This window comes from Raineya sp. (genome assembly GCF_053497555.1).
The window spans coordinates 1-24,048 of record NZ_JBRCWE010000064.1 but is presented as its reverse complement, the minus strand read 5'-3'; the positions used below and the strand labels follow the sequence as shown (position 1 = coordinate 24,048).

Below are 24,048 nucleotides of genomic sequence, written 5' to 3'. Positions count from 1 at the left end.
TTGTAAAAAAACTGAAAGTTTAGTATTTCGCTATAATGAAAAAAATAGCAAGGAACAGAGTGTCCTTGCTATTTTGTTATGTTACAAGTTAGGAAATGTTACTTAGCCAAGTAGTAACGGAAGCCAAGTGAGAAAGTAGATTGGATAGAATTAGCTCCGAAACCGAAAGAAGTATCAGTAGATTTTACTTCTCCGCCACCGCCAGTAGTTGCTTTCTGAGTTCTTGAAGAGAAACCTACAAAACCGAAGTTAGCTTCTAAACCAACTTTGTTAGTAGGGAAAAATACAAGACCGGGGGTGATGCCAACTTCAAGAGCAGTTACTTTAGGTCCGTCATTGGTTACAGTAGTACTTCCTCTTTTAGATTCAGTTTTTGAACTGCCAAACCCTACACCTACACCAAAAGTTCCTGTGAAACCGAAATTATCGCTGAGCATAAAGAATTTTCTTGCATAAGGAGTGAAGCTAATGAGGTTACCACTTACTTTATTGTAGTCGCCGGTTTGAGCACCAGGTCCTTCATAGGGTTCTTTTTCTGATTCGTTTAGGAACGAAATATCAATACCGACAGCAAGTTTATCAGCGATAAAATAACCTACACCGGGTACAATAGAGAAACTTGTACTTTTAGGACCATCAATAGAAGTAGTAGTGCTACCTGTGGATCTAGTTTCTTTGTTTGAAGACGTGGTAAAGCCCAATCCACCACCTAAGTACAAAGTACCTTGAGCAGTTTGAGCAAAAGAGGTAGCTACACCAAAAGTGGCTACGAAGGAAGCGAGAATAGAAAATTTTTTCAACATAGTTTTTTGGGTTTAGGTTAAAAAACTGAAAGCAATTATCACAAATAGCGTGCCAAACTATTCAAGTCCATATTTTTTGATTTTCCTGTAAAGGGTTCTTTCCGAAATGCCTAAATCTTCGGCGGCGTACTTGCGTTTACCGTTGTGTTGTTTTAACGCTTTGATAATTAGCTCTTTCTCCTTCTTTTCCAAAGAAAGGGTTTCTTCCTCTGTTTCGTGTGGAATATCTTCAATTTGTTCGGTAGATTCCGAAAAAGGAATGACACTACTTTCGGACTGAATGACAGGCAGGACTACTTTATTACCTATATTGCTTTCGCTAGATACTACCGCAGGAAAGCCCTGTACTTCTTTGAACAAGTCTTGGTGGTTTTTGAGAATTTCTGCTCCTGCAAGCGAACTACCGCTTGTAAGCATCTGCAAGACCAACTTTTTTAGTTCTGTAACATCTTTACGCATATCAAAAAGCACTTTATAGAGCAATTCTCTATCGGAAAAGGTTTGCTGTTGGTTTTCGTTTTCTACAAGAGCGGGTAAGTTGTTATGGATAGCTTTGGGTAAGTATTTTTGTAGAATGTCAGCTGTAATGATTTGGCTTTCGGCGGTGATAGAAAGATCATACACAAGGTTTTTCAGTTGGCGAATATTTCCGGGAAAACGATAGTTCAGAATGATATTTTTTGCTTCTTCGTTTAGTTCTATGGGGTCTCTGCGATATTTTTCAGCAAAATCGGTGGCAAACTTTCTGAAAAGCAATAGTACATCATTGCCTCTTTCACGCAAGGCAGGTACGTAAATGGGAACGGTGCTCAGACGATAGTACAAATCTTCACGAAACTTGCCTTTACGGATAGCCTCTTCTAAATTGACATTTGTTGCCGCTACTACTCGTACATCAGTTTTTTGGACTTTGGAAGAACCTACTTTGATAAACTCTCCATATTCTAATACACGCAATAAGCGTGCTTGTGTAGCCAGCGGCATCTCGCCGATTTCATCTAAAAAAATAGTTCCTCCGTTGGTTACTTCAAAAAAACCTTTACGGCTTTCTACGGCTCCCGTAAAAGCTCCTTTTTCGTGTCCGAAAAGTTCTGAATCTATTGTTCCTTCGGGAATTGCTCCACAATTGACAGCCGTAAAGACATTGTGTTTGCGGGGGCTTAGCTGATGTATAATTTTAGAGAAAGACTCCTTCCCCACACCGCTTTCGCCTGTAATAAGCACATTGATTTCGGTAGGAGCAACCATTACAGCTCTTTCTAAGGCGTGGTTGAGCAAAGGGGCATTTCCTACTATTCCGAAACGTTGCTTGATACTTTGAAGGTCTAAATTTGTTATCATTGGAAAAAATATTTACTTTTGAGGCAAAATCATAAACATAAAAAAGTGCCAAAGAGTTGCAAAAGTGCTGACAAAATGTCTGCTTCAAAATTTTTTTTGAAAAATTTTTTCAAAAAATTTTGGCGAACTCAAAAAAAACTCTCAATTTTGGTACAATTACTGATGTAACCTCAAAAAACTTGAAATAGTGTTAAAAAATCCAAGAATTATGAATCAAAGTATGAAAACCTTGCTCGTAGCGGGTACGTGTGCGGTTACGCTTGGGGCGTGTAGTATGTTTGGGAAAAAACAAAGCGAAGGCTTCCCAATGCAGGTGCAACGAAGCGACAATGTCCATAAGAAAGGTATGTTTAGCCAAGTTACGGGCATACCTTACAATATGCAAGATACAGGTGCTTACACCTCGCTAAAAGTAAGACCTTATTTAGGACAACCCGATGGTCCCAATTTGGTATTTATTGAAGGAGGACGCTTTGTGATGGGTTCAGGGGAGGAGGATATTCTTTACACCCGCGATAATCGTGAGAGAGCTATCAGTATCCAATCTTTTTATATGGATATGACCGAAGTGGCAAATATCCACTGGCTTGAGTTTATGGAGTTCTACAAGCAAGACAAAAACAAGTCTGAAATCCCTAATATCCACGACGGCTATACTTACGACTCTAAAAAAACTGACCGATACAATTCTTACGTGGATTATTTGAATAACACCAAAACCAATAAATACAATTTCCAAAAACTTGATGTCATTGACCCCAACGACGTAAAGCGTTTTGACTACTCTTACTTTGTAGTACAAATTTTACGTCCTGATACTACTGTGTGGGCAAGAGAAACGGCATTCAATGACTCTTATGTTGCCAACTACTTGCGTTATCCCGGCTTCCGCTTTTTCCCTGTGGTGGGTATCAATTGGGTGCAAGCACAAGAATTCTGTAAATGGCGTACGCGTGCCGCTAACGAATATCTATTCAATGAGGCTAAAAAGAAAGACAAAGACGGATTTTTAAGCCAATACAAAACGGCTAAAGATGCTCCTTTGGAGAGTGGTGTAATTATGCCTGATTATCGTCTGCCTACTGAAGCGGAATGGGAATACGCCGCCAAAGGTATGATAGGCACACAATATGAAGATGAAAACCAGTCCAACAATCGTGTGTATCCTTGGGACGGACACGCAACGCGTAACCCTTACGGAAAGCAAATGGGCTTTTTCTTAGCTAACTTCAAGCGTGGTAGAGGCGATTATGCAGGTATTGCAGGCAAGCAAAATGATGCCGCCCTTATTACAGAATGGGTATATGCTTATCCTCCCAACGATTTTGGTCTTTACAATATGGGGGGCAATGTAGCTGAGTGGGTTGAAGATGTGTATCGTCCTTTGGCTTTTGAAGATGTAAATGATTTGAACCCTGTGAGAAGAATTCAATTAGATAGCACTAAACTCAAATCAGACCCTTCTAAATCTGTGGTAGGCGACCCTACATCTAATTATTTGCTCGCAGGTAAGAAAAACTCTTTGGTTGATGATAGTGCAAGAGTATATAAAGGTGGTTCTTGGAGAGATGTAGCTTATTGGCTTTCACCCGGAACAAGAAGATATTTGAACAAATTTGAAGCTCGCGACTATATTGGTTTCCGCTGTGCTATGATTATGGCAGGTGAGAAAGTAGGTGAAAAACGCCGAAGCAATAAGCGTGTGGGCGGTCAGTACAGATAATTCCTTATAGATACCCACAAAAAGGCTTTGTGTGTTATCAAAGCCTTTTTGTGTTTGCAAAAATCCTATCAGCTAAATCTTGAAATTGAAGCATTATTTCAAAAACTTCTTTATGAAAATTCAAGTCCGATACATATACTTGGCTTTTCTACTTATAGTTCTTTATACTTTTTCGGCTTGCTCTTTATTCAAGAAGAAAGATAAAACCGAACGGCAATCCTTTGAGGATATGCAAGCGGGTAATGTAGATGGTGTCAGTCAGGTTACAGGTATTCCCTACAACGATAGTACTGTTGATAACAGTATGTTTGTGGCAAAATACTACGATATGCCCAATGCTCCTAATATGGTTTTTATTGAGGGGGGAACTTTCGTGATGGGAATTACCGAAGAAGATGTCATCAACCTTTCTCGCAATCGCCTGACTCGTGTGATTGTGCCTTCTTTTTATATGGATAGAACCGAAATAGCCAATATCCACTGGCTTGAATTTATGAATTTTTTTTATCATAATCGCGATTCTATCCCCGCAGGAATGACCTTTGAGGAGTATGCCGAAGAGGTTTTATTGCCTGATACAACCGTTTGGGCTTCGGAAGCCGCCGCCAATGATTCTTATGTCAAAAACTATCTTCGCCACCCAGGTTTTAGAATGTATCCTGTTGTGGGAGTTACTTGGATTCAGGCACAAGAGTTTTGCAAGTGGCGAACCAAAATGGTAAATCATTACCAAGAAACGAAAAGCTATTACACGGGCGTAAAATTAGACGGAAAGCTCACCGTAGGTCAATTTACCAAGCCAGAAAAAATTGATACTTCCAATATTATCAAGTTTCCAGATTATCGTTTGCCTACCGAAGCCGAATGGGAGTACGCCGCCAAGGCTATGGTAGCTACGCAATACGATAATGCTCGTGCCGCTGGTAAAGAACGCTTATACCCTTGGGATACTCGTCAAACCCGCAACCCTTACAATCCGAACAAAGGGCTATTTTTAGCCAATTTCAAACGTGGTAGAGGCGATTATGCGGGTATTGCAGGCAGGCTCAACGATGGGGCAATGGTTACGGCATCTATTTATTCCTATCCGCCCAATGATTTTGGCTTGTACAATATGGCTGGTAATGTAAATGAATGGGTAGAAGATGCTTATTTTGTGGAAGGTTGGGAAGAATACCCCGATTTACGCCAAGTGAAAAGAGCCGCTACTTATATGGATTCTACTTATCAGAATAAGCTCACGCTGAATGTGATGCTTTATGGCAGGTCGGATACCACAATGAAAGCGAAAGGACAAAAAATTAAACAGCAACAAAAAGACACCATAGATATTGCCAAAGAAAATTTAATGCCTTTCCCCAGTGCAATGAGCCATAATATGCTTGGTTTATCCGGCAATATTGTGGCAAAAGAAAAACTAGCTCGCTTCAAAGTCTATAAAGGTGGCTCTTGGAAAGATGTGGCTTACTGGCTTATTCCCGGTACACGTAGATATTTAGAAATGGATAGAAGTTTGGCTACTTTGGGTTTCCGTTGTGCGATGAATTATGCACCTAAAAAGGAAAAACCCAAAGATAATACTATTACCAGCGATGCCGACCTTACAGATGCTCAAAAGAAACGAAAAGCTAAATTTGAGGCTCAACAAGCCAAAGAGCGTAAAAAACTACAGAGACTAAAAGAAAAACAACAGAAAGCCCAAGAAAAAGAACAAAGAAAAAGTAAAAAGAAAAATAAAGACGAGCAGGAAGAGCAAGAGTAGAAATTGCCCAATATCTTGCAATCCAGTCTATTTGAGATTCAAAGGTTTAGGGGGGAATTGCCCAAAATTCAAACTTATTTACACAAGTTTCGGGCAAGCTAATAAAAAATAACCCTTTTTGCAAAATTTTGTTTTGAAAATTCCTTTTTTTTAGTAAATTTGCCTGATAAACTTTTGTCAGGCAAAATTTTTTTACAATGAAACACAAATATCTACTCATTTTCTTGTGGGGGGGCATAGTGAGCAGTGTTTTCGCTCAAAAGAAACAAACACCTATCAAAAACTTGGAGGTAGCTCCTGCTCAAATCTCTTTTGTAGAAAACAAAGGACAATGGTACAAGGATATTCAGCTACGTGCCGAAATACCTTCGGGTTTTTTAGATGTGCAAAATGGCAGTTTGCAATATTTTTTCTATGACGAGCAAGCAGTTCATAAACGCTATCATCAAGAACACCCCGAAGATATAAGCCCCGATGCAGAAATTCGCTTTCATAGTTTCGTGGTAAAATTTTTGGGGGCAAGTCCGGTGCAAGCCAAGCCAACAGAAATGCAACCTACCAAGTACAATTATTATTTGGGCAATGATAAAACATTCTGGGCAGACCAGTGCAATACCTATAAAAAAGTTCTTTTTGAAAGTATTTACCCCAATATTTCTTATCATTTGTTTAGTAAAGGCACTTCGCTGAAATATGAATTCCATTTGGAAACAGGTGCGAATCCTCGCCTTATTCAAATGCAGTATGAGTATGCTTCGGGCTTGGAGATTTTGCCTGATGGCTCTTTGGAAATTAAAACTACTTTGGGAAGTATCTATGAGAAAAAGCCTTATAGCTATCAGATTATCAAGGGAAAAGAAGTAGAAGTTCCTACCAAATTTGTTCTAAATGGCAATGTTGTGAGTTTTGAGTTTCCACAAGGGTACAACAAAAAATACCCGCTTATCATAGACCCAGGTATTGTATTTGCGACTTATTCGGGAGCGACTTCAAGCAATTATGGTAATACTGCTTGTTTTGATGAAACAGGACATCTTTATTCGGGTTCTACTTCGTTCGGACCCGGTATGCGTTCAGGCTCGCCTACACCTACCAATGTAGGTACTTTGGGAGGTTCTATCAATATTCGTTTGTATAAATATAATCCTACGGGTACTACACTTTTGTATGTAACTTTTGTGGGAGGTAACCAAAACGAAATTCCACATAGCTTGGTAGTAGATAACGATAATCGCCTGTATGCTTTTGGGGCAACAGGCTCTACGGATTTCCCCATAACTTTCGGACCCACTTTCCAAGGAGGTACTTCTGCTTCGGTTACGGCTTCTACGTATAGCAATGGTACGGATATGTATATCGTAAAACTCAACGATAATGGCTCTTTGAACCGTGCCCGAATGCTTGGGGGGAATGGCAACGAAGCTATCAAGGCAAGTTCTTTGGCTTGGACGATAGATAACTATGGCGATGGCAGTAGAGGTGATATTTACGTAGATAGCAATAACGATATTTTTGTAGCTACCAATACTACTTCCAATACTATTGCGGGAGTAACAGGTACTTTACAGGGCGGTCAAGATGCTTTGCTTTTGAAATTTGATGATAACCTTAACTTGGTTTTTGGACGCTACTTCGGTGGAAATGGACTAGATATTGGGCTTTCAGTAAAAACAAATGCCGCAGGCGATATCTATATCGGTGGAGGCACGAGAAGCACCAATTTGCCCAGTGCCACAGGGCTAAATACTTCAGCTTTTGGGAATGATGACGGATTTCTTGCAAAATTTGATAGCAATGGCAATTTGATTCGTTCTACTTATCTCGGTACAGCTCAGCCTGATATGGTTTTTTTCATTGATTTAGATGTAGATGGCAATGCGTATGCCTACGGACAAAGTCGTGGAGCAACTTACCCTATTGCACCTGCCAGTGTGTATAATAATGGCAATAGCGGGCAATTTATCCATAAACTTAATGGCGATTTGACCGTTAGCGAATGGAGTACCCGTGTAGGCAATAGCAATGGTACTTACAATCTTTCGCCTACGGCTTTTTTGGTAGATATTTGTGGAAATATCTATATTGCGGGTTATGGTGGTTGGAGCAGTATTCCCAATGTTACAGGTTCGCCTGTTACGCCTGATGCTTTCAAAAGCACTACCGATGGCAGGGATTTTTATCTCGCTGTGTATCGTCCTAATATGGCAGGTTTGCTGTATGCAACTTTTGTAGGCGGAGCTTCCTCTGGCGAACACGTTGATGGCGGTACAAGCCGTTTTGCCAAAGATGGAACCGTTTATCACGCAGTTTGTACAAATAGTGGTTTTCAGACTACAACAGGCGTTTGGCAATCTACAATTGCCTCAGGGGCAGGTTGGGATTGTGCCGTATTCAAATTCCAAACTAATATCAATGCCGATTTTACAATGCAAGACCCTACCAGCAATACGACTATCATTGGTGGAGGAACATCTTGCTCGGCTCTTGTGAATTTTGTGTTTCCGCCCAATGTTACCGAATTTGATAGCTTTGAATGGACAATTTACGATATTGCAGGAAACATTTTATTTACCAATACCACTCAACAAAATTTCTCTTATACTTTTGCTAGTTCAGGAAACTATAAGGTTCGTTTGTTTGTAACCAGTTGCAACAAAACGGCTCAAAAGGTTCAAGATTTGGTGATTTCTATTCCTAATTTCCAAGCCCCTAATGATGTAACTATTTGTAAGTTTAGCAGTGTGCAGTTGGTAGCCAGTGGTGCTAAAACCTATCGTTGGACACCCTCAACAGGTTTGAGCAACCCTAATATTGCCAACCCTATCGCCTCGCCTTTGCAAACTACCACTTATACATTAGAAATGAAAGACGATAACTGCACAGTGCGAAAGCAAGTTAGGGTTACCGTTATCCAAGCCGAACCTGTGAATTTTGATTTTCAACTTGTAAAAGATTGCAACACGCCTTATCGTGTAAAGCTCAATCTGGTGAATGTAGATACACTCAAATTCAAGCAGTTCCGTTGGACTATGGGCGAGGGTACTACCTACACAGGTGCAAACCCGCCTGAACACGCATATCTCATTCCTGATAGAGAATATACTATTACACTTGTAGGCGTAAATTTGAATGATTGCGAAACCAAAGCCGAAAAGAAGGTGTATGTCCCCAAACCGCCTATTTTCCCTCCCAACGTCATTACCCCTAATGACGATGGTGTGAATGATGTTTTTGAGGTGGCGGAAGCAGGCTCTAAAATAAAGATTTGGAATCGTTGGGGTAAGCTGGTGTTTCAGTCTGATAACTACCAAAAAGAGTGGGGAGGAGGCAAAGAAGTAATTTCAGGAACTTATTATTACCATTTGGAATCCCCTTCGGGAGTAAATTGTAGTGGTTGGTTGCAAGTGATGAAGTAATTTTAATAAAATTTTCAAAAGCCTCTGTAAAGCTATTTTGCAGAGGCTTTTTTGATAAGTGTTAAATCCTTTTCCAAATATTCCAAGCCGCTTCTGCTTGCAAGTAAAGCATTTCCAGACCATTCTTGATATTTGCTCCTTGAGCTTTGCCTTTTTGCAAAAAGAGTGTTAGTTCGGGATTATAGACCAAATCGTAAAGCCAATGCTTGCTATTGATACACTCGTAAGGCAAAGGGGGGCAGGTATTGAGTGCGGGGTACATACCCAAAGGCGTTGTATTGATAATAAGCGTAGAACTTTCAATAAGTGCTGGTGTAATTTCCTGATAGGTGAGCTGTGTGGCTTTTTTATTTCTGGAAACCACTTGAAAAGGAATTTGTAGATGTTCTAAAACTGCTTGCACGGCTTTACTTGCTCCACCTGTTCCTAAAACAAGAGCTTTGGAAGGCTTTTGATAGCTTATCCAATTTTGTAGAGAAACCAAAAAACCTTCATAATCGGTATTATAGCCTATTTTTTTGCCATTTTGGATAGCTATGGTATTGATAGCACCAATTTTTTGGGCATTTTCGTGTATCTCGTCCAAAAAAGGCAAGATTTGCTCTTTGTACGGAATGGTAACATTTAAGCCGATAAGTTCGGGTTCTTGGGCAAGTAGCTGGGGAAATTGACTAATATTTTCTATGGGATACAGCTCGTATGTGTAGCTATGCAAATTTTCCTGAAAGAATTTTTCTTGAAAATATTTTTTTGAAAATGAATGAGTTAGGGGGTATCCAATCAGTCCAAGTTTTTTCATTGTGAAAAAATTTTTAAGAAAATATTTGGCAAGAAAGAAAAAGATTTCTACTTTTGCAACACCAAAAACGGAGCGGTAGTTCAGCTGGTTAGAATGCCTGCCTGTCACGCAGGAGGTCGCGGGTTCGAGCCCCGTCCGTTCCGCAAGCCTTAAACATCAAAGTTTAAGGCTTTTTTATTGCTTAATATCGTAGTTTAGATATTTTTCGCTAATTTCACTGCAAAAATATTAAGGTGTAAAGTTGTGTTGTAATTGTTTAGGTATAGTTTGTAGCAGTAAAGAAGTAGGAAACAAGATTCAGGAAACAGGATTTTAGAAAATAGATGTCAGACAGAAAAGGAGAGAGAAAACTCTTAAAGGATTGAACATCAAACGCTAAATTTTTTGAACGTAAATAATTGACGGTGTGTTAAACATTTTTCGTAGCAGTTCTATTTTTGGCACCATACTGCTGGCTTTACTTTTTATAGCCATTCGTTTGCCTGCCGAGTGGATAGGCGTGCCTCTTTTACCCATTGAGGTTAAATTTTTGGCTTTGGGCGAAAAAATTGCTGAAGGAAATTGGATTTACATTGATATTTGGGATAATACGCCCATTCTACCTGCTTTTGTGTATGGTATTTCTTATTTTTTCTTTGGAAAAAGTGTAGTGCCTTTGCATATTTTGGCGAGTTTGCTCGTTTTCGTGCAGGCTATTCAGTGGAACTACTGGCTTATCAAAACGAAAATGTACCACGAAAGAAACCAAGTGCCAGCACTGATTTACCTGCTTTTGGCTTCGCTTTGGTGGGATTGTTTCACACTTACTCCCGAAATACTTGCCAGTACCTTTCTGATTATTGCTTTGGGAAATCTGCTTCTGCACCTAAACGAACAGTACCACTATCAGAAAGGCTTTGATATTGGTATTTATTTAGGCATTGCGATATTATGCTACTTTCCAAGTATTTTTTGGCTTTTGGGAGTAATGTTTGTCTTTGCTACACTTTCGGGTACGCAGATAAGGGAATATGTTTTGCTTTGTTTGGGGGCTTTTCTGCCTTTTGCCCTTTTCGGACTTATTTTTTATTTCAAAGATGCTTTTGGGCAATTCGTGGAGTTTTTTGCTTTGAGCGGCTTTTGGCTAAGTAAAGACTATGCGATGTCTTTTCTGCATTTTGCTATTTTTTTGGCACTACCCATTATTTTTTTACTTTTTGGAGTTCTTTTCCTTTTGCAAAGTGGCGGTTTTATCAATTATCAGATACGTTCCCAACAAGCACTCTTGTTTATGCTGATTTTTGGGGTTTTAGGCGTTTTCTTTACGCCTGAAATTTCTATGTATAGTTTTGCTCCTTTTTGGGCAATAGTAGCATTTTTTGTGGCTCATTTATTTTTGCTATTCAGAAGCAGGTGGTTGCGTGAAATACTTTTTGTGTTTTTTTTGCTTGTTTGTATCAGTTTTAACTACATTTTTTTGCTTCAAAAAATCCCTATCAAATGGCAAAAATATATTACGCTTTTTGAGCCTTTGCAAGTACCTGATATTCAGAAGGAAAAAATTTGGTTTTTGGGAAAAAGGTGGGAATTTTACCTAAAAAATAAAGCCTCAACGCCTTATTTTCATTACGAGCTTGCTCAAAAACATTTACAATTCTTAGACTATTACGATATACAAGCCGAAATATACGACAGACTCTCACAAGATTTGCCTACCATTATTACAGGAGAAAAAAATACTATTGAAAAAATATTCAAACGATTACCTTCGCTGGCTCAAAAATATGAGTACCAAGGAGAAAAAGGCTGGTGGAAATTGAAAAATTCGGAAGCAAGAAGATAGTTATGAAGAAACTTTTATTTATGTTTCCATACCCTTCGGGAACAGCGGGTTCGCAAAGATTTCGCTTTGAGCAATATTTAGACTTTTTACAGGAAAAAGGCTATAAAATCACACTGAAACCATTTTTAGACGAAAAAACTTGGAAAATTTTATACAAAAAAGGGCATATTTTTGAGAAAATTTGGGGGATTTTGAAAGGATTTATCAGACGCTTGTGGCTTTTGGGGCAGATACCTCGTTATGATATGGTTTTTGTGCATCGCGAAGCTACTCCTTTGGGCTTTCCTTTTGTAGAGTGGGTTACTTGTAAGGTTTTTCGTAAAAAAATGATATTTGATTTTGACGATGCCATTTGGCTACCCAATACTTCGGAAGTAAATAAAATAGTAGCTTGGCTCAAATTTCATCAAAAAACTGCACTTATTTGCTCTTGGGCTTACAAAGTTTCGGCAGGCAATCGCTTTTTAGCCGAATATGCCCAAAAATTCAATCTGAATGTTTTTATCAATCCCACTACCATTGATACCGAAAATTGGCATAATCCTCATCAATTTCAGGTGCAAAAGAAAAATCTACCCGTAATTGGCTGGACAGGCACACATTCTACCATTCAATACCTTGAGCCACTACTACCTATTTTAGCCAAAATTGCCAAGCAGAAAAATTTTATATTTCTGCTGATTTCCGATAAACCGCCTACTTTCAGTCTTACTAATTTAGAATATCTTGCTTGGCAAAAAGATACTGAAATTCAAGACCTTATGCTTTTGGATATTGGTATAATGCCACTTCTTGATGACGATTGGGCAAGAGGTAAATGTGGCTTCAAGGCTTTGCAATATATGGCTTTGGAAATTGTTCCTGTGGTTTCTCCTGTGGGCGTAAATACTGAAATTGTGCAAAATGGCTACAATGGCTTTCTTTGTGAAAGCAACGAGGAATGGGAACAAACGCTCTTACTACTGCTTGAAAACGCTGAATTAAGGCAAAATTTGGGCAAAAATGCCCGAAAAACAATCATTGAACGTTACTCTGTGAGGGCTAATCAGAAAAACTTTGAACAATTTTTTGATTGATTTTTTTTGCAAGGCACTGCAATAATTTTGGGACAAGGCGGTGTCATAATTTTTTTATTGGGACAAGGCGGTGCAATAATTTTGAGACAAGGCATTTCTATAATTTTTTATTGAGACAAGGCATTGCCTTATCTCTACGTTTGTAATACACGCATATCCACAGGCACTAATTTTGAAACGCCAGGGTCTTCGGGAAACATTGTAATTCCGTACATTATATCCGTTGCCGCCATTGTACGTTTGTTGTGGGTAACAATAATAAATTGCGACTCTTCGGAAAACTTGCGAATAATATTCGTGAATTTATCTACATTGGCATCATCAAGAGGGGCATCAACCTCATCAAAAATACAAAAAGGGGCAGGTTTGATGAGGTAGATAGCAAAAAGCAAAGAGGTTGCGGTAAGTGTTTTTTCCCCACCCGATAGCTGATTGATAGTAAGCGGACGTTTCCCTTTGGGCTTGGCAATAATATCAATAGGGCTTTCCAGCGGGTTTTCAGGATTGAAAAGTACCAAATCGCAAGTATCTTCTTCGGTGAAAAGCGAGCGAAAAACCTTCTGAAAATTTTGTCGGATAGCTTCAAAAGTTGCTAAAAAGTTTTCGCGTGCTACTGTGTCTATTTCTTGGATAGTTTCTAAAAGTGAATTTTTGGCTTTGAGCAAATCTTCTTTTTGGGCAACAATAAAATCGTTCCTTTCTTTGATTTCTTTGTAGGCTTCCATTGCCATAGGGTTAATTGCCCCAATGGTATCTAAAACATTTTTGAGCCTTTGTACTTCATTTTTGAGTTCTGCTTCGGTTTTGGCTGAAATTTCTACATTCTCTTCACTCATCAATGCCTCTAAATCTACATTAAATTCCACCGAAAGCCTTTCTTTGATACTTGTAAAAGATAGCTTTGTTTCATTGATTTTCGCATTGATTTCGCCTATAATCAAATCTATTTGCTCACGCTTTCTTTGCAATTCGCGTACTTCCTTTTCCAACCTTCCAATTTCGCCTTGCAAAGCATAGTATTCTTTTTCAATTTCGTTCAGTTCTCTTTCCAAAACAGATTTCTGCTCGTACATCAAAAGAATTTTGTCGTCTTCGGCTTCTTTGGTTTCTTCAAAGCCTTCAATTTCAATGCTAACACGGCTTAATTCTTCATTATTTTTTTGCAAACGATTTCGCAGGGCATCTAAGGCACTTTCATTGAATTTGATTTCTTGTTCTATGCTTTGCACACGGCTTTCCTGCTGATGATATTTCAGATTTTGCTGATTCAAAACGCCTAATTTTTGCGATAGCCAATCGTTAGCTTTCTGTAAAAGTTGATTTTTGGTAGTATGCTCCTCGCGTATAGCGTACAATTCGGCTTCGGTTTGCTTGATTTGCGGTTCGAGAGCTTTGAGCTGGCTATGGTACTCCTCTAAACGCTCTTGCAGACTTTCCAAATTTTCCGAGCCGCTTTCAATAAGGCTGTGTAGCTGTTCGGTTTTGGTACGAAGGGCTATGAATTGCTCATTTTTTTTATGGAAAGCAATTTGTGTTTCTCGGATTTGTTCTTTGAAAGAAGCATTTTTCAAATCATTGATTTCTGCTTGTTTGGCTTGGCTTTGCTCTTGTAGGTCTGAAATTTCACTTTCCAAAGCCTCTATTTCTTTCTGCAAGGTTTCCAACTGCTTTTTTCTACCAATATTTTTACCTTCAAAGCTCCCCACCGAGCCTCCCGAAATACGAGCCTTCCGACTAACTATTTGGGCATCTTTGCTTACAAAAATACATTCGGGGTGCTTTTTTTGCAGGTCAGAAATGCTTTCTTTTTCTGCCAAAAAGACGTTTTCAAACAAGTGTGCAAATAAATTTTGATAAATAGGCTCAAATTCCAAAATTTCAAGAGCAGAAATACAATTTTGAGGCTTTGGAGTAGGTTTCTTTTCGGGTAGTATGCTTTCTAAAATTAAAAAATTGGCTTTGCCTTTTTCAGCTTTGGCAAGCAAAGAGATTGCCTCGTGGGCTTCTTGCGAATTTTTGACAATGTAAAAACTTAATAAATGCTCCAAAAAAGCCTCAATGGCGGGTTTGTAGTCGTCTTGGCAAGTAAAAATATCGGAAAGCAAGGGGGTTTGTGAAAAGAAATCTTGCTTTTTTAAGAATTTGATAGCTTCGGGAAAACCCTCTAAATTTTCTACCAAAGATTTAGTAAGTTTGTATTCGTTGCGTTTGGCATCAAGCAAGCGGTTTTTTTGGATTAAAATTTCTTTGATTTCAGCGTTTTCGTCCAGAAGGTCTTGCAAACGGCTTTGCAAATCGTTTTCATTGGTTTGTAAGCGTTCCAATTCATCTTTTAGGTCTTGCAGTTCGTTTTGGCATAGTTCCAATTGTTCCTGAAAAAGTGCTAAATCTTCATTTCTTTGCGTTCCTTCCGATTTGCTTTTGGCAATTTCTTGCTCCAAAGATTTGATTTGCGTTTGCTTGATTTCGTATTGTTTCGTAAGAGCAAAAACAGCCTCTTGCTTGCTACTGAGCAAAGTAGAAAGTTCTGCAAATTCGCCTTGAAGGGCATTTACTTTTTGTTGTTCGGTTTCATATTCGGCTTTAATATTTTGCAGTTCTAGCCAAAGTTCTTTCATCAATTTTTCGGCAGAGCCTCTTTCTACAAGCCAGTTTGTAATTTGTCTTTGAATTTCTTGCTCACGTTCTTTATCGTGTTCTATTTGCTCTTGAAGACTTTTTTGTTTTTCATAAAGCATCTTGATGCGTTCTTGCCTGATTTTCTTTTCATTTTCGTACTGCCTGATTTCATTAAAAAACTCATTCACTTCCTTTTGTTTGGTTCTTACGGCTTCGCCTTGAAAGGCAAAATCATTTTTTTGCTTTTCAATAAGAGCCTCTTTTTCTGTGATTTGTGTTTGAATATGGAGTTTTTCATCGTTTTCTTTTTGCAACTGATTAGCCAAATGGAGCATCAGTTCGCGTTTGTCGCTGACGCTTTTTTTGGCAAGTTCAAGGCTGGCATTTTTATATTCTTCTTTGGTTTTGAAATATTTTTCAGTTCGTTTGGCTTCGCGTTCAAGGGTTTTGAGTTGTTTTTGAATTTCAAAGAGCATATCTTCTACACGCGAAAGGTCTAAATCGGCATCTTCTAATTTTTTTAGGGTTTCTTTTTTACGCACTTTGAATTTGGAAATGCCTGCGGCTTCTTCAAAAAGATTGCGGCGAGAGTTCTCTTTGTCGTTGAGAATATCATCAACCATTTTCAGCTCAATAATTGCATAACTATCAGGTCCGATACCCGTATCTAAAAAAAGGTTGTTGATATCTTTGAGCCTACAAGGTACATTGTTGAGCAAGTATTCGCTTTCGCCTGTACGATACAAGCGGCGAGTAATGGTAACTTCCGAATACTCGGTAGCAAGAATATTTTTAGTATTTTTGAAAGTAAGCGAAACCTCGGCAAGGTTCAAAGGCTTACGCTTTTTAGTACCATTGAAAATGATATTTTCCATTTTATCGGAACGCAAGGCACGGGTTTTTTGCTCGCCCAACACCCAGCGAATAGCATCTACAACATTAGACTTACCACAGCCATTTTGCCCTACAATCCCCGTGACTCCTTCATCAAATAAAATGGTAACTTTATCGCCGAAGCTCTTGAAGCCTTTGATTTCCAGTTTGGTTAGTAACATAATAAAGAAAACTTTTGGAAGGCAAAGATAGAAAATTTTGCAAAAAATCTTAATTTTAAGCCTCACTCAAAATGCAGAAAATTATGTTCAAAGTTGGAATTTTATTGTTTAGTTTATTTATGCTAACCAAACCTGCTTATCAATTATTTGATGCCAAAGGCAAAAAGGTAGAATATGCTTCTTTACTTGCCGAAGCCGAAAAAGCTGATATTATCTTTTTCGGTGAACTGCACAACAACTCTATTTGTCATTGGTTACAACTGCAATTGCTCAAAGATTTACACGCCAAGCAGGCAGGCAAGCTCGTTTTAGGGGCAGAAATGTTTGAAGCAGATAATCAGATAGTGCTTGATGAATATGCGAATGGTTGGATAAAAGAAAACCATTTCACCAAAGAAGCTAAAATGTGGGATAACTATCGTACCGACTACAAGCCTTTGTTAGATTTTGCTATCAAGCAGAAAATTCCTTTTATTGCGACCAATGTACCTCGTAGGTATGCAAATATTGTATCGCGTGAGGGTTTGGAAGGGTTGAATAAACTTTCAGCAGATGCCAAAAAATGGATAGCCCCCTTGCCGATAGCTTTTGATGCGTCTTTGCCCGCTTATGCCGAAATGATGAAAATGGCTTCTCACGGAGCTATGGGCGGTGGTAGCAGTAAGCCCGAATATTTTGCACAAGCACAAGCCATCAAAGATGCTACAATGGCTCATTTTATCTTGCAGAATTGGCAAAAAGGAAAAATATTCTTGCATTTCAACGGTTCGTATCATTCCGATAATTTTGAAGGCATTGTTTGGTATCTGAAACGTCAGAAACCTGATTTGAAAATTCTTACGATTGCTACCGTAGAGCAAGAAAATCTGCAAGAGCTTCAAAAAGAAAACCAAAACAAGGCTAATTTTATTTTAGTTTCGCCTGTGGATATGACAAAAACATATTGAGGAGCGTTTTCAGAATTAGAAATAACAAGCGAGGAATATTCATTTCAAGAAACTCCTCGCTTGCGATTTTTATTCAAATTTTGTTAGTATCTGATAATGCTCTCTTTTACCATTTTTATCAAAGGCTTCCAACTTGACAACACCCACATTCTTGGCGATATATTCCACATAGTTTAGGTTTTGCTTGACAAAACTAACCTTGATATCCCCTTTGTAAGTGAGTTTGAAGCACTCAAAAGTGCCTGCGGGAGTTTGGATAGTTTCTTTTCCCTCTACTACTCGGTCAGTAATTTTGGCACGGAAAGTCATCAGTGCTACGGGGCTACCTTTCAAAGTAGATTTGATTTCAACTTCTGCATCGGGCAGCCGCTGTCCTACGGTCAGATTATTAGGGTAGGGAACACCTTCACCCGAAATAGTAGTTTCCATATCAGGGGCATTTTGTTGTGCCATAGAAGGACCCGCCCAGTTGCGGGCATCAACGTAGAAGGTTTCATTTTTGCACTTCACTGTATAATCAGCCTTAAACATCAGTTTTCCTCTATGATTGTAACTTTCGCTTTTGAAAAAAACTTCCATTCCTTGGCTATTGGTCTGAACTCTTTCTAACTGATTTTTCACGACCATTGAAACTTTGTCTTTTCGGTCGTAATGGGTTACTTCTATTGTTTTTCTTTGTGTAGTAGGGAAAAAACCATTATTGCAATTACCATTTTGGGCTTGGACAAGTTTGAGCGATAGCCCTGCGAGCAAAAACAAGAATATCTTTTTCATTATGGAGCAATTAAGTAGATTGAACAAAAAAGCGACCTTCAAGGTCGCTTCATTTTTACATTTTTTGGTAGGTATATTCTACATCTATTCCCAAGCCAAGCACATTAGTTGCTTTGATTTTGAGAGACGTATTGGTTAGTTCTAAAACCTGAAAAGCGATACCAATACCAATAGAAGGGTCGTTGATATTGAGGGTAGTGCCAGCTTCATTCAGATTATAGCTTCCTGTTCTGGTTTGTGGGTCGCTTGGGTCGCACTTGGTAGGACCTTCATCAATAGTATAAACATCTCCTGTCTTGAATTCTGTGATGTCATCAAGCTCGCAAGGAGCGGCAGGAGTTGTACTTCCACTGATGGTGGTAGAGCCAGAGAGCATTCTCCATTTGCCAAGAATTTTTTGGCGAGGTGTAGGTTCAGGGTCTTTTTTCTTACAAGAAAATACCCCAAGCGATGCAATCAAAAGCATCAGAGCAAAGTAGGTTGTTTTTTTCATAAAAGAGGGTTTAGTTTATAGTACAAAATTAAAAAATGGCTACTAAAAAACAATATTTTTGTGTCTTATTCAGGAAAAATTGGTTTAGCGTTTCTTGTAAATCTTGAAATAGTCGTCTAATCTTTGGTAGATATTACGTCAATGAATTCTATTGCTTCTGATATGTTACAGAACGTTTGGAAGGGGTTCCTCCTTGTGTACTTTCTGATTCCACAATCATTGTGCCATTTTCTATGCTTTTTACAAAATAAATCTTATCATTGGTAGGGTTAGTGAAAGTGAGTGTAATGGTTCGGGTATTGGAGTTAAGGGTAAAATTACCTGTGTAAGTAATAGCAGGGCAATTTTGGGTTGTGGAGTTAGGAAAATTGTAGGTAGCGGCTATAAACTCTTCGTTGCAAGTATTATCAGCATTGATACTAAGTAAGGAATTTTTACTACAAAAGCCTTCTCTTGCCGCAGAACTACTGAAAAGTATAGAGTTATTTACATCATAAATATCGGAGATTGGTATGGGAGCAAGGAGAGAAGCGGCTACGAGTTTCCAAGTACCTGTAATTTCGGAAAGTGTTAGAGGTGTAAGTTGGGGCTGATTAGGTTGTTCGGGTTTGGGTTCTTTTTTAGTATCACACCCTACGATACATAGGATGTGCAAGATTCCCAATAGCATAACTTTAATATTCATAAAATAAGGTTTGCTTTACGTATTTACAAATGTAAAATTATTTTGTGGAATTGCATCAAAATTTATTAGAAATATTTCATCAAAAAAATATTATTTGTGTATGGTTTTTCATATAATTGTAAAAATATTTACTTATGCCCTATATCATAAAAGCTATTCTGCTCTTTTGGATATTTTCTCCTTTTTGTAGTTTGGCACAAAAAGACTCCCTTCCTACATTTTACAATCCAGAATTTGACGAGCTTCTGCAATTGGAGCGTTTAGACAAAGGAGAACCCAGTGTTTCTATTGCGGGTTTCAAAGCTACGACTCTTAGAGAAACGCCGGGTATAGTTACGCTCATTACCGCAGAAGAAATCCGTAATTCAGGTGCCAAAGATTTACTTGATGTGATGCGTATGGTGCCCGGCTTTGATTTTGCCTTAGATATTCAACCCGTACTTACGGTGCGAGGTAATGGGGCAAATGAGGCTAAAATATTGTTTCAAGTAGATGGGCAACAGATCAATGATATTTCTTTTGGGTATAGTTTTATGATGCAACGATTTCCACTTAGTAATATCGAAAGAATTGAGATTATTCGTGGGGCGGGTTCAGCCATTTATGGAGGTATGGCAGGTCTTGCTGTGGTGAATATTATCACTAAAATGCCTGCTTCTAATCAAGAAATTGGCTTCGTGAGTGTTGTTGGGGCTAGCTCTCCCCAAACCTTAATGCGAAATAATATTGAAGTTTATTCATTAAACAAATTCAACAATGGTTTAGAGGTAAGTATTAGTGCGGCTCGTCTTGCAGGGAAAATGACAGATGTAAATTATATAGGTGGTTTGTATAATGATGACCCTCGCCACAATTTCGTAAATAATGAGCAACTTTCAGATATTCAAACTTCTTATGTGAATGTAGGCTTGAAGTTCAAGAAATTAGATGTTCGTTTTATTCAAAATGCTTATTACAATGCTTTACCCCAACTGGGCAATTCTCAGATGAATATAAGAGGCATTTATTTTAACGTAGGGTATCGTTTTGATTTATCGGATAAACTTTCTCTTTACACTCGTCTGAATGTAAAAGAGCAGAATCCTTACACGTTCACTGATATTCCTGCGGCTTTCTATAATGCTAACAATGAACCAGTAGGACGTGTGATAGTCTTGGACTTTGCAGGTACTTTGGATAGAAGGTTCCTCGCCAATTCTTATCTATTGTATCAGCCACGCGAAAATATTACAATTACTCTGGGTACCGAAGGATTTTTAGACAACAGCCGTTATATTAACAACATTCGTTTTAGAGATGGTACAGATAGAGCTACTTTTGCAAACTTTGGGGCTTTTGCTGAAGCTAATATCAAGTCTTCTATTGCGAATATAACGGCAGGAGGTAGAATTGATAAATATACGAATATCAATGCAGTTTTTGTACCAAGAATTGCTATTACAAGAGCATTTGAAAAATTACACTTCAAAGCTCTTTATTCAGGGGCTTTCAAAAACCCCACCGTGCAGAACATTCAGTTTGCCGTAGAAGGTACAGAAATGAAACCTGAAACTTATCGATTAGTAGAATTTGAAACAGGGTTTAAGTGGAAAGATAATTTGCTTATCACCGTCAATGCTTATGATATTTTTATCCGTGATTTTATTGTTCGTCGTGATACGCTTATCAATAATAATCCGAGGTTGAACTATGCAAATACAGGCAATTCGGGTACGCGTGGTATAGAAGTAGATGGCAAATGGTCGCAAAAATGGGGCTATCTGCGGGCAGGTTATTCTTTTTACAGAGTGAGTGTTTCAAATGATGCACAACGCTTACCCCTTGTGCCTACCGATTTTTCAGGTACGCCTGCTCACAAATTTACTCTTCAGGGAAATATCAAAATCACTAAGGATTTCTCTATTAGTCCTACTTTTATGTATTTGACCAATAAGTTCAAAATAGCTGATGCATTATTTGATAGAACAGACTCCCAAGAGTTTTCCAATGAACAGCACATTCATCTTTTTGCCAACTACGATAACTTTTTACTCAAAAATCTTTCTTTTGGGATAGGTTGTTTCAATATACTCAATCAAAGGCAATGGTTTGTACCTTGGAAAACAGATTTTAGCAGTCGGATTGTGCTACCTTCGCAAGGTAGGGAATTGTATGTCAGACTTACCTATCGTTTGAAATCTTAAATGAAACATTATGCGAAACAAAATTATTTTTCTATTACTTCTTTTTACACACTTTGCCTTTTCACAAAATAGCCTCAACGACCTTCTGGCAAAGCTAGAAAAAGAAACTTCCAATACCAAAAAAAGTGAGTTGATGTATCAGATTGCGAGCCTCTATCAAGAGCAAAAAGCTTACAAGAAAGCTGTTGAATATTACGAAAAATCGCTTCAAACTGATTCTAAAAGCCGCTTTGCAGTTATCAAAAGACAACTAATGAGTAATTATATTGCCTTGCAAGATTACGCCAGCGTACTTAAAACAGGCGAGGAACTTGCTTCTTATCACCGAAATCGTAAGGAAACAGATGATTTGATAGGCGTTTTGGAAGATTGCTCTGAATACGCACAATACAGCAAACAATACACCAAAGCCCTTGCCTACAATCAAGAACTCTTGGAACTTTATGAAAAGAAAAATGATAAAAATGGACTTTCTCACACCTACAACAATTTAGGCGTAATTTATCGCAGACTTGGCGAAAAAGATAAATCGGCATCATTTTTCAATAAAGCCTTAGGAATCAATAAGTCCGAAACAGATAATAAAAGCTATTCTGATGAAAAAAAAGCTTTTACTTATATCAATTCGGGGGTTACTTATTTGCAAATCAAAGATTACAAAAAGGCAAATTACTATTTTGAAGAAGCCACCAAGATAGCCAGCAAAACCAATAATCCCAATATCAAGGCTTCTGCCGCTAATTATTTGGCAATGGCTTATTTCCTTTCAGATAGAAACAACGAGGCTATCAATAAAGCTGACGAGGCTCGTAGAATTGCAGAGGCAAATAAAGACATTGAAAATCAACTTGCCGCTTACAAAGTGCTTTCTATGGTGTATCAGGCTCAATCCAACTACAAAGATGCCCAAGAATATGCTACCAAGTACCAACAACTTCTCGCTGAAAGAGAGCGGCAACGTCAGCAAGAAATTCAGAAAAATTTGGAGCAGGAAATAGCCGTAGAACGTAAAGAAAGTGAGATAAAATCTATTCTTGTTGAGCAAGAACGCAAAGAGTCTGCCCTTCGCGAGTCGGAACTGCAAAGACAAAAAGCCGAAAAAGAATTGGCTTTGCAAAAAGAGCAATTAGCCTCATTACAAAAAGACAAAGCCTTGCAGGCGGCTCGTATTCGCCAACAACAAACCGAAAAACAGCAAATAGAAAATCTATTGGCTCTTGCACAGCAAAAAGCCGAAACCGAAAAACAAAAATCAGAAGCTGAACGCCAAAAGGCTGAAGCCGAAAGACAAACCTTTATTGCTGAAAGTGAGAGAGTAGAGAAAGAACGTAAGCAAAAAGACCTTGATTTAGCTAAAGAACAGCAGGCTCTTAAAGATGCCACCATTCGCCAACAAACCCAAATTCAATACTTACTCTTTGGTATTGGGGCAGTGATTTTGGGAGCTTTGTTTTTTGTTGTTAGAAGTTTGAATATTACCAAAAAACTCAATAAACAACTTGGAGAAAAAAACATTCAAATCGGAAAGCAAAATCTTGAACTCAAAGAAAAGCAAGATGAAATCAATCAGCAAAATGAAGAATTGCAACAACAGCAAGAAGAAATTTTGGCTCAAAGAGATGCTCTTGATGTAATGAACAAAGAACTAGACAAGAAAAATAAAGATATGACGGCATCTATCACGTATGCCAGCCGTATTCAGCGAGGTATTTTGCCTTCTAATTCTAATATTGCCAAGTTTTTACCAAACAATTTTGTGCTATTTTTGCCTCGTGATATTGTAAGCGGAGATTTTTACTGGTTTGCCGAGGCGAAAGATATGTGTATGATTGTTGTCGCTGATTGTACAGGGCACGGCGTGCCCGGTGCTTTGATGAGTATGATTGCCAGTGCCTCGCTCAATAAGGCTTTTTTTGAAAAGCAAGCCCGAACACCCGATAAGTTGCTCACTATCGCAAGCAACGAAATCATAAGAGCTCTAGACCAAATGAATAGCCAAACCACTGATGGTATGGACGTAACGGCTTGTGCCTATTTCCCCAAAGAAAATAAATTGCTTTTTGCTTGTGCCAAGAACCCTGTTTATGTTATCAGAAATGGAGAATTGCAAGAAATCAAAGGTGATAATCAACCTGTGGGCGATTTTAACTATGGTTTGGATAGACAATTTACACTTCACGAGGTTCTGATTAGCGAGCCAATGAGTGTGTATATGTTTTCTGACGGATTTCACGACCAGTTTGGAGGCGAGAAAGCCAAAAAACTTGGTAGAAGAAAGTTTCAGCAAATACTAACAGAGATTTATCAAAAAACAATGGATAATCAGCAGAAATATCTGCATATTTTCCATCAAAAATGGAAAAATGAAGCAAGCGAAGCACAAACTGATGATGTGCTGGTGATAGGCTTTCAGGTAGAACCCAAGGTCGCATAAAAATTTTTCAAAAATATTCCTGATTTTGTGAAGTTTTCTCATATTTGAAAAAACTTTCATAGAGGTTGTTTAGGATTTATTTTTTTTGATAATTCTTCGGATAAAAATGACCATAA

General features: G+C 38.4%; 15 protein-coding genes and 1 tRNA gene. 9 read left to right on the top strand and 7 right to left on the bottom strand.

The features are described 5' to 3' along the window. Positions 1 to 98 precede the first annotated feature (98 nt). Positions 99 to 803, bottom strand: coding sequence for an outer membrane beta-barrel protein (locus ACWITO_RS08345; RefSeq protein WP_448529539.1), 705 nt, complete (start codon positions 801 to 803; stop codon positions 99 to 101). Positions 804 to 860: 57 nt separating this feature from the next. Then, positions 861 to 2,144, bottom strand: coding sequence for a sigma-54 interaction domain-containing protein (locus ACWITO_RS08340; protein WP_448529538.1), 1,284 nt, complete (start codon positions 2,142 to 2,144; stop codon positions 861 to 863). A 208-nt stretch (positions 2,145 to 2,352) separates the two neighbouring features. Between ACWITO_RS08340 and ACWITO_RS08335 the strand changes: the two genes are divergently transcribed. From ACWITO_RS08335 to ACWITO_RS08325, 3 genes are all read left to right on the top strand, one after another. Then, positions 2,353 to 3,867: an SUMF1/EgtB/PvdO family nonheme iron enzyme gene (locus ACWITO_RS08335; RefSeq protein WP_448529537.1), complete on the top strand. Its 1,515-nt coding sequence runs from the start codon at positions 2,353 to 2,355 to the stop codon at positions 3,865 to 3,867. Between the two features lie 112 nt (positions 3,868 to 3,979). Next, entirely contained in the window at positions 3,980 to 5,629 is a 1,650-nt protein-coding gene (locus ACWITO_RS08330) for an SUMF1/EgtB/PvdO family nonheme iron enzyme (RefSeq protein WP_448529536.1), read from the top strand. 197 nt (positions 5,630 to 5,826) lie between these two features. Continuing rightward, complete coding sequence (locus ACWITO_RS08325) at positions 5,827 to 9,045, top strand: DUF7948 domain-containing protein (RefSeq protein WP_448529535.1); 3,219 nt, start codon at positions 5,827 to 5,829, stop codon at positions 9,043 to 9,045. A 61-nt stretch (positions 9,046 to 9,106) separates the two neighbouring features. Here the strand turns inward: ACWITO_RS08325 and ACWITO_RS08320 are convergent, their stop codons facing one another. Next, positions 9,107 to 9,844 carry a shikimate dehydrogenase family protein gene (locus tag ACWITO_RS08320; protein WP_448529534.1) on the bottom strand — a complete coding sequence of 246 codons (738 nt, stop codon included), beginning with the start codon at positions 9,842 to 9,844 and terminating at the stop codon, positions 9,107 to 9,109. 69 nt (positions 9,845 to 9,913) lie between these two features. Here ACWITO_RS08320 and ACWITO_RS08315 point away from each other — a divergent pair. The 3 genes from ACWITO_RS08315 (at position 9,914) to ACWITO_RS08305 (ending at position 12,742) form a co-directional block, all read left to right on the top strand. Beyond that, positions 9,914 to 9,987, top strand: a tRNA-Asp gene (locus ACWITO_RS08315). A 263-nt stretch (positions 9,988 to 10,250) separates the two neighbouring features. Beyond that, positions 10,251 to 11,666 carry a hypothetical protein gene (locus ACWITO_RS08310; RefSeq protein WP_448529533.1) on the top strand — a complete coding sequence of 472 codons (1,416 nt, stop codon included), beginning with the start codon at positions 10,251 to 10,253 and terminating at the stop codon, positions 11,664 to 11,666. A 2-nt stretch (positions 11,667 to 11,668) separates the two neighbouring features. Next, positions 11,669 to 12,742 (top strand): glycosyltransferase, encoded by a 1,074-nt coding sequence (locus ACWITO_RS08305; RefSeq protein ID WP_448529532.1) that lies wholly within the window; start codon positions 11,669 to 11,671, stop codon positions 12,740 to 12,742. Between the two features lie 134 nt (positions 12,743 to 12,876). On the opposite strand, the gene smc is transcribed toward ACWITO_RS08305, so the two are convergent. Further along, positions 12,877 to 16,416 (bottom strand): chromosome segregation protein SMC, encoded by a 3,540-nt coding sequence (smc, locus tag ACWITO_RS08300; RefSeq protein ID WP_448529531.1) that lies wholly within the window; start codon positions 16,414 to 16,416, stop codon positions 12,877 to 12,879. An 83-nt stretch (positions 16,417 to 16,499) separates the two neighbouring features. Here smc and ACWITO_RS08295 point away from each other — a divergent pair, with 83 nt between their 5' ends. Then, entirely contained in the window at positions 16,500 to 17,363 is an 864-nt protein-coding gene (locus ACWITO_RS08295; protein WP_448529530.1) for a ChaN family lipoprotein, read from the top strand. 69 nt (positions 17,364 to 17,432) lie between these two features. Here the strand turns inward: ACWITO_RS08295 and ACWITO_RS08290 are convergent, their stop codons facing one another. The 3 genes from ACWITO_RS08290 to ACWITO_RS08280 form a co-directional block, all read right to left on the bottom strand. Beyond that, positions 17,433 to 18,137, bottom strand: a complete 705-nt coding sequence (locus tag ACWITO_RS08290) for a TapB family protein (protein WP_448529529.1) — start codon at positions 18,135 to 18,137, stop codon at positions 17,433 to 17,435. Positions 18,138 to 18,192: 55 nt separating this feature from the next. Then, positions 18,193 to 18,630, bottom strand: coding sequence for a lipocalin family protein (locus ACWITO_RS08285; RefSeq protein ID WP_448529528.1), 438 nt, complete (start codon positions 18,628 to 18,630; stop codon positions 18,193 to 18,195). A gap of 148 nt (positions 18,631 to 18,778) precedes the next feature. Next, on the bottom strand, positions 18,779 to 19,315 hold the full coding sequence (locus tag ACWITO_RS08280; RefSeq protein WP_448529527.1) for a hypothetical protein: 537 nt from the start codon (positions 19,313 to 19,315) through the stop codon (positions 18,779 to 18,781). 134 nt (positions 19,316 to 19,449) lie between these two features. On the opposite strand from ACWITO_RS08280, the gene ACWITO_RS08275 reads away from it, so the two are divergent. Together ACWITO_RS08275 and ACWITO_RS08270 are read left to right on the top strand one after the other, a co-directional pair. Beyond that, positions 19,450 to 21,498, top strand: coding sequence for a TonB-dependent receptor plug domain-containing protein (locus ACWITO_RS08275; RefSeq protein ID WP_448529526.1), 2,049 nt, complete (start codon positions 19,450 to 19,452; stop codon positions 21,496 to 21,498). Between the two features lie 10 nt (positions 21,499 to 21,508). Beyond that, a complete protein-coding gene (locus tag ACWITO_RS08270) occupies positions 21,509 to 23,932 on the top strand; it encodes a tetratricopeptide repeat protein (RefSeq protein ID WP_448529525.1) in 2,424 nt (807 codons plus the stop codon). Positions 23,933 to 24,048 lie beyond the last annotated feature (116 nt).

Bases quoted from the DNA above. Each gene is read 5' to 3' on its own strand.
- ACWITO_RS08335 (WP_448529537.1), top strand. From the start codon at position 2,353: ATGAATCAAAGTATGAAAACCTTGCTCGTAGCGGGTACGTGTGCGGTT.
- ACWITO_RS08320 (WP_448529534.1), bottom strand. From the start codon at position 9,844: ATGAAAAAACTTGGACTGATTGGATACCCCCTAACTCATTCATTTTCA.
- ACWITO_RS08285 (WP_448529528.1), bottom strand. From the start codon at position 18,630: ATGAAAAAAACAACCTACTTTGCTCTGATGCTTTTGATTGCATCGCTT.
- ACWITO_RS08280 (WP_448529527.1), bottom strand. From the start codon at position 19,315: ATGAATATTAAAGTTATGCTATTGGGAATCTTGCACATCCTATGTATC.
- ACWITO_RS08340 (WP_448529538.1), bottom strand. From the start codon at position 2,144: ATGATAACAAATTTAGACCTTCAAAGTATCAAGCAACGTTTCGGAATA.
- ACWITO_RS08305 (WP_448529532.1), top strand. From the start codon at position 11,669: ATGAAGAAACTTTTATTTATGTTTCCATACCCTTCGGGAACAGCGGGT.
- ACWITO_RS08330 (WP_448529536.1), top strand. From the start codon at position 3,980: ATGAAAATTCAAGTCCGATACATATACTTGGCTTTTCTACTTATAGTT.
- smc (WP_448529531.1), bottom strand. From the start codon at position 16,416: ATGTTACTAACCAAACTGGAAATCAAAGGCTTCAAGAGCTTCGGCGAT.
- ACWITO_RS08295 (WP_448529530.1), top strand. From the start codon at position 16,500: ATGTTCAAAGTTGGAATTTTATTGTTTAGTTTATTTATGCTAACCAAA.
- ACWITO_RS08325 (WP_448529535.1), top strand. From the start codon at position 5,827: ATGAAACACAAATATCTACTCATTTTCTTGTGGGGGGGCATAGTGAGC.
- ACWITO_RS08270 (WP_448529525.1), top strand. From the start codon at position 21,509: ATGCGAAACAAAATTATTTTTCTATTACTTCTTTTTACACACTTTGCC.
- ACWITO_RS08275 (WP_448529526.1), top strand. From the start codon at position 19,450: ATGCCCTATATCATAAAAGCTATTCTGCTCTTTTGGATATTTTCTCCT.
- ACWITO_RS08345 (WP_448529539.1), bottom strand. From the start codon at position 803: ATGTTGAAAAAATTTTCTATTCTCGCTTCCTTCGTAGCCACTTTTGGT.
- ACWITO_RS08290 (WP_448529529.1), bottom strand. From the start codon at position 18,137: ATGAAAAAGATATTCTTGTTTTTGCTCGCAGGGCTATCGCTCAAACTT.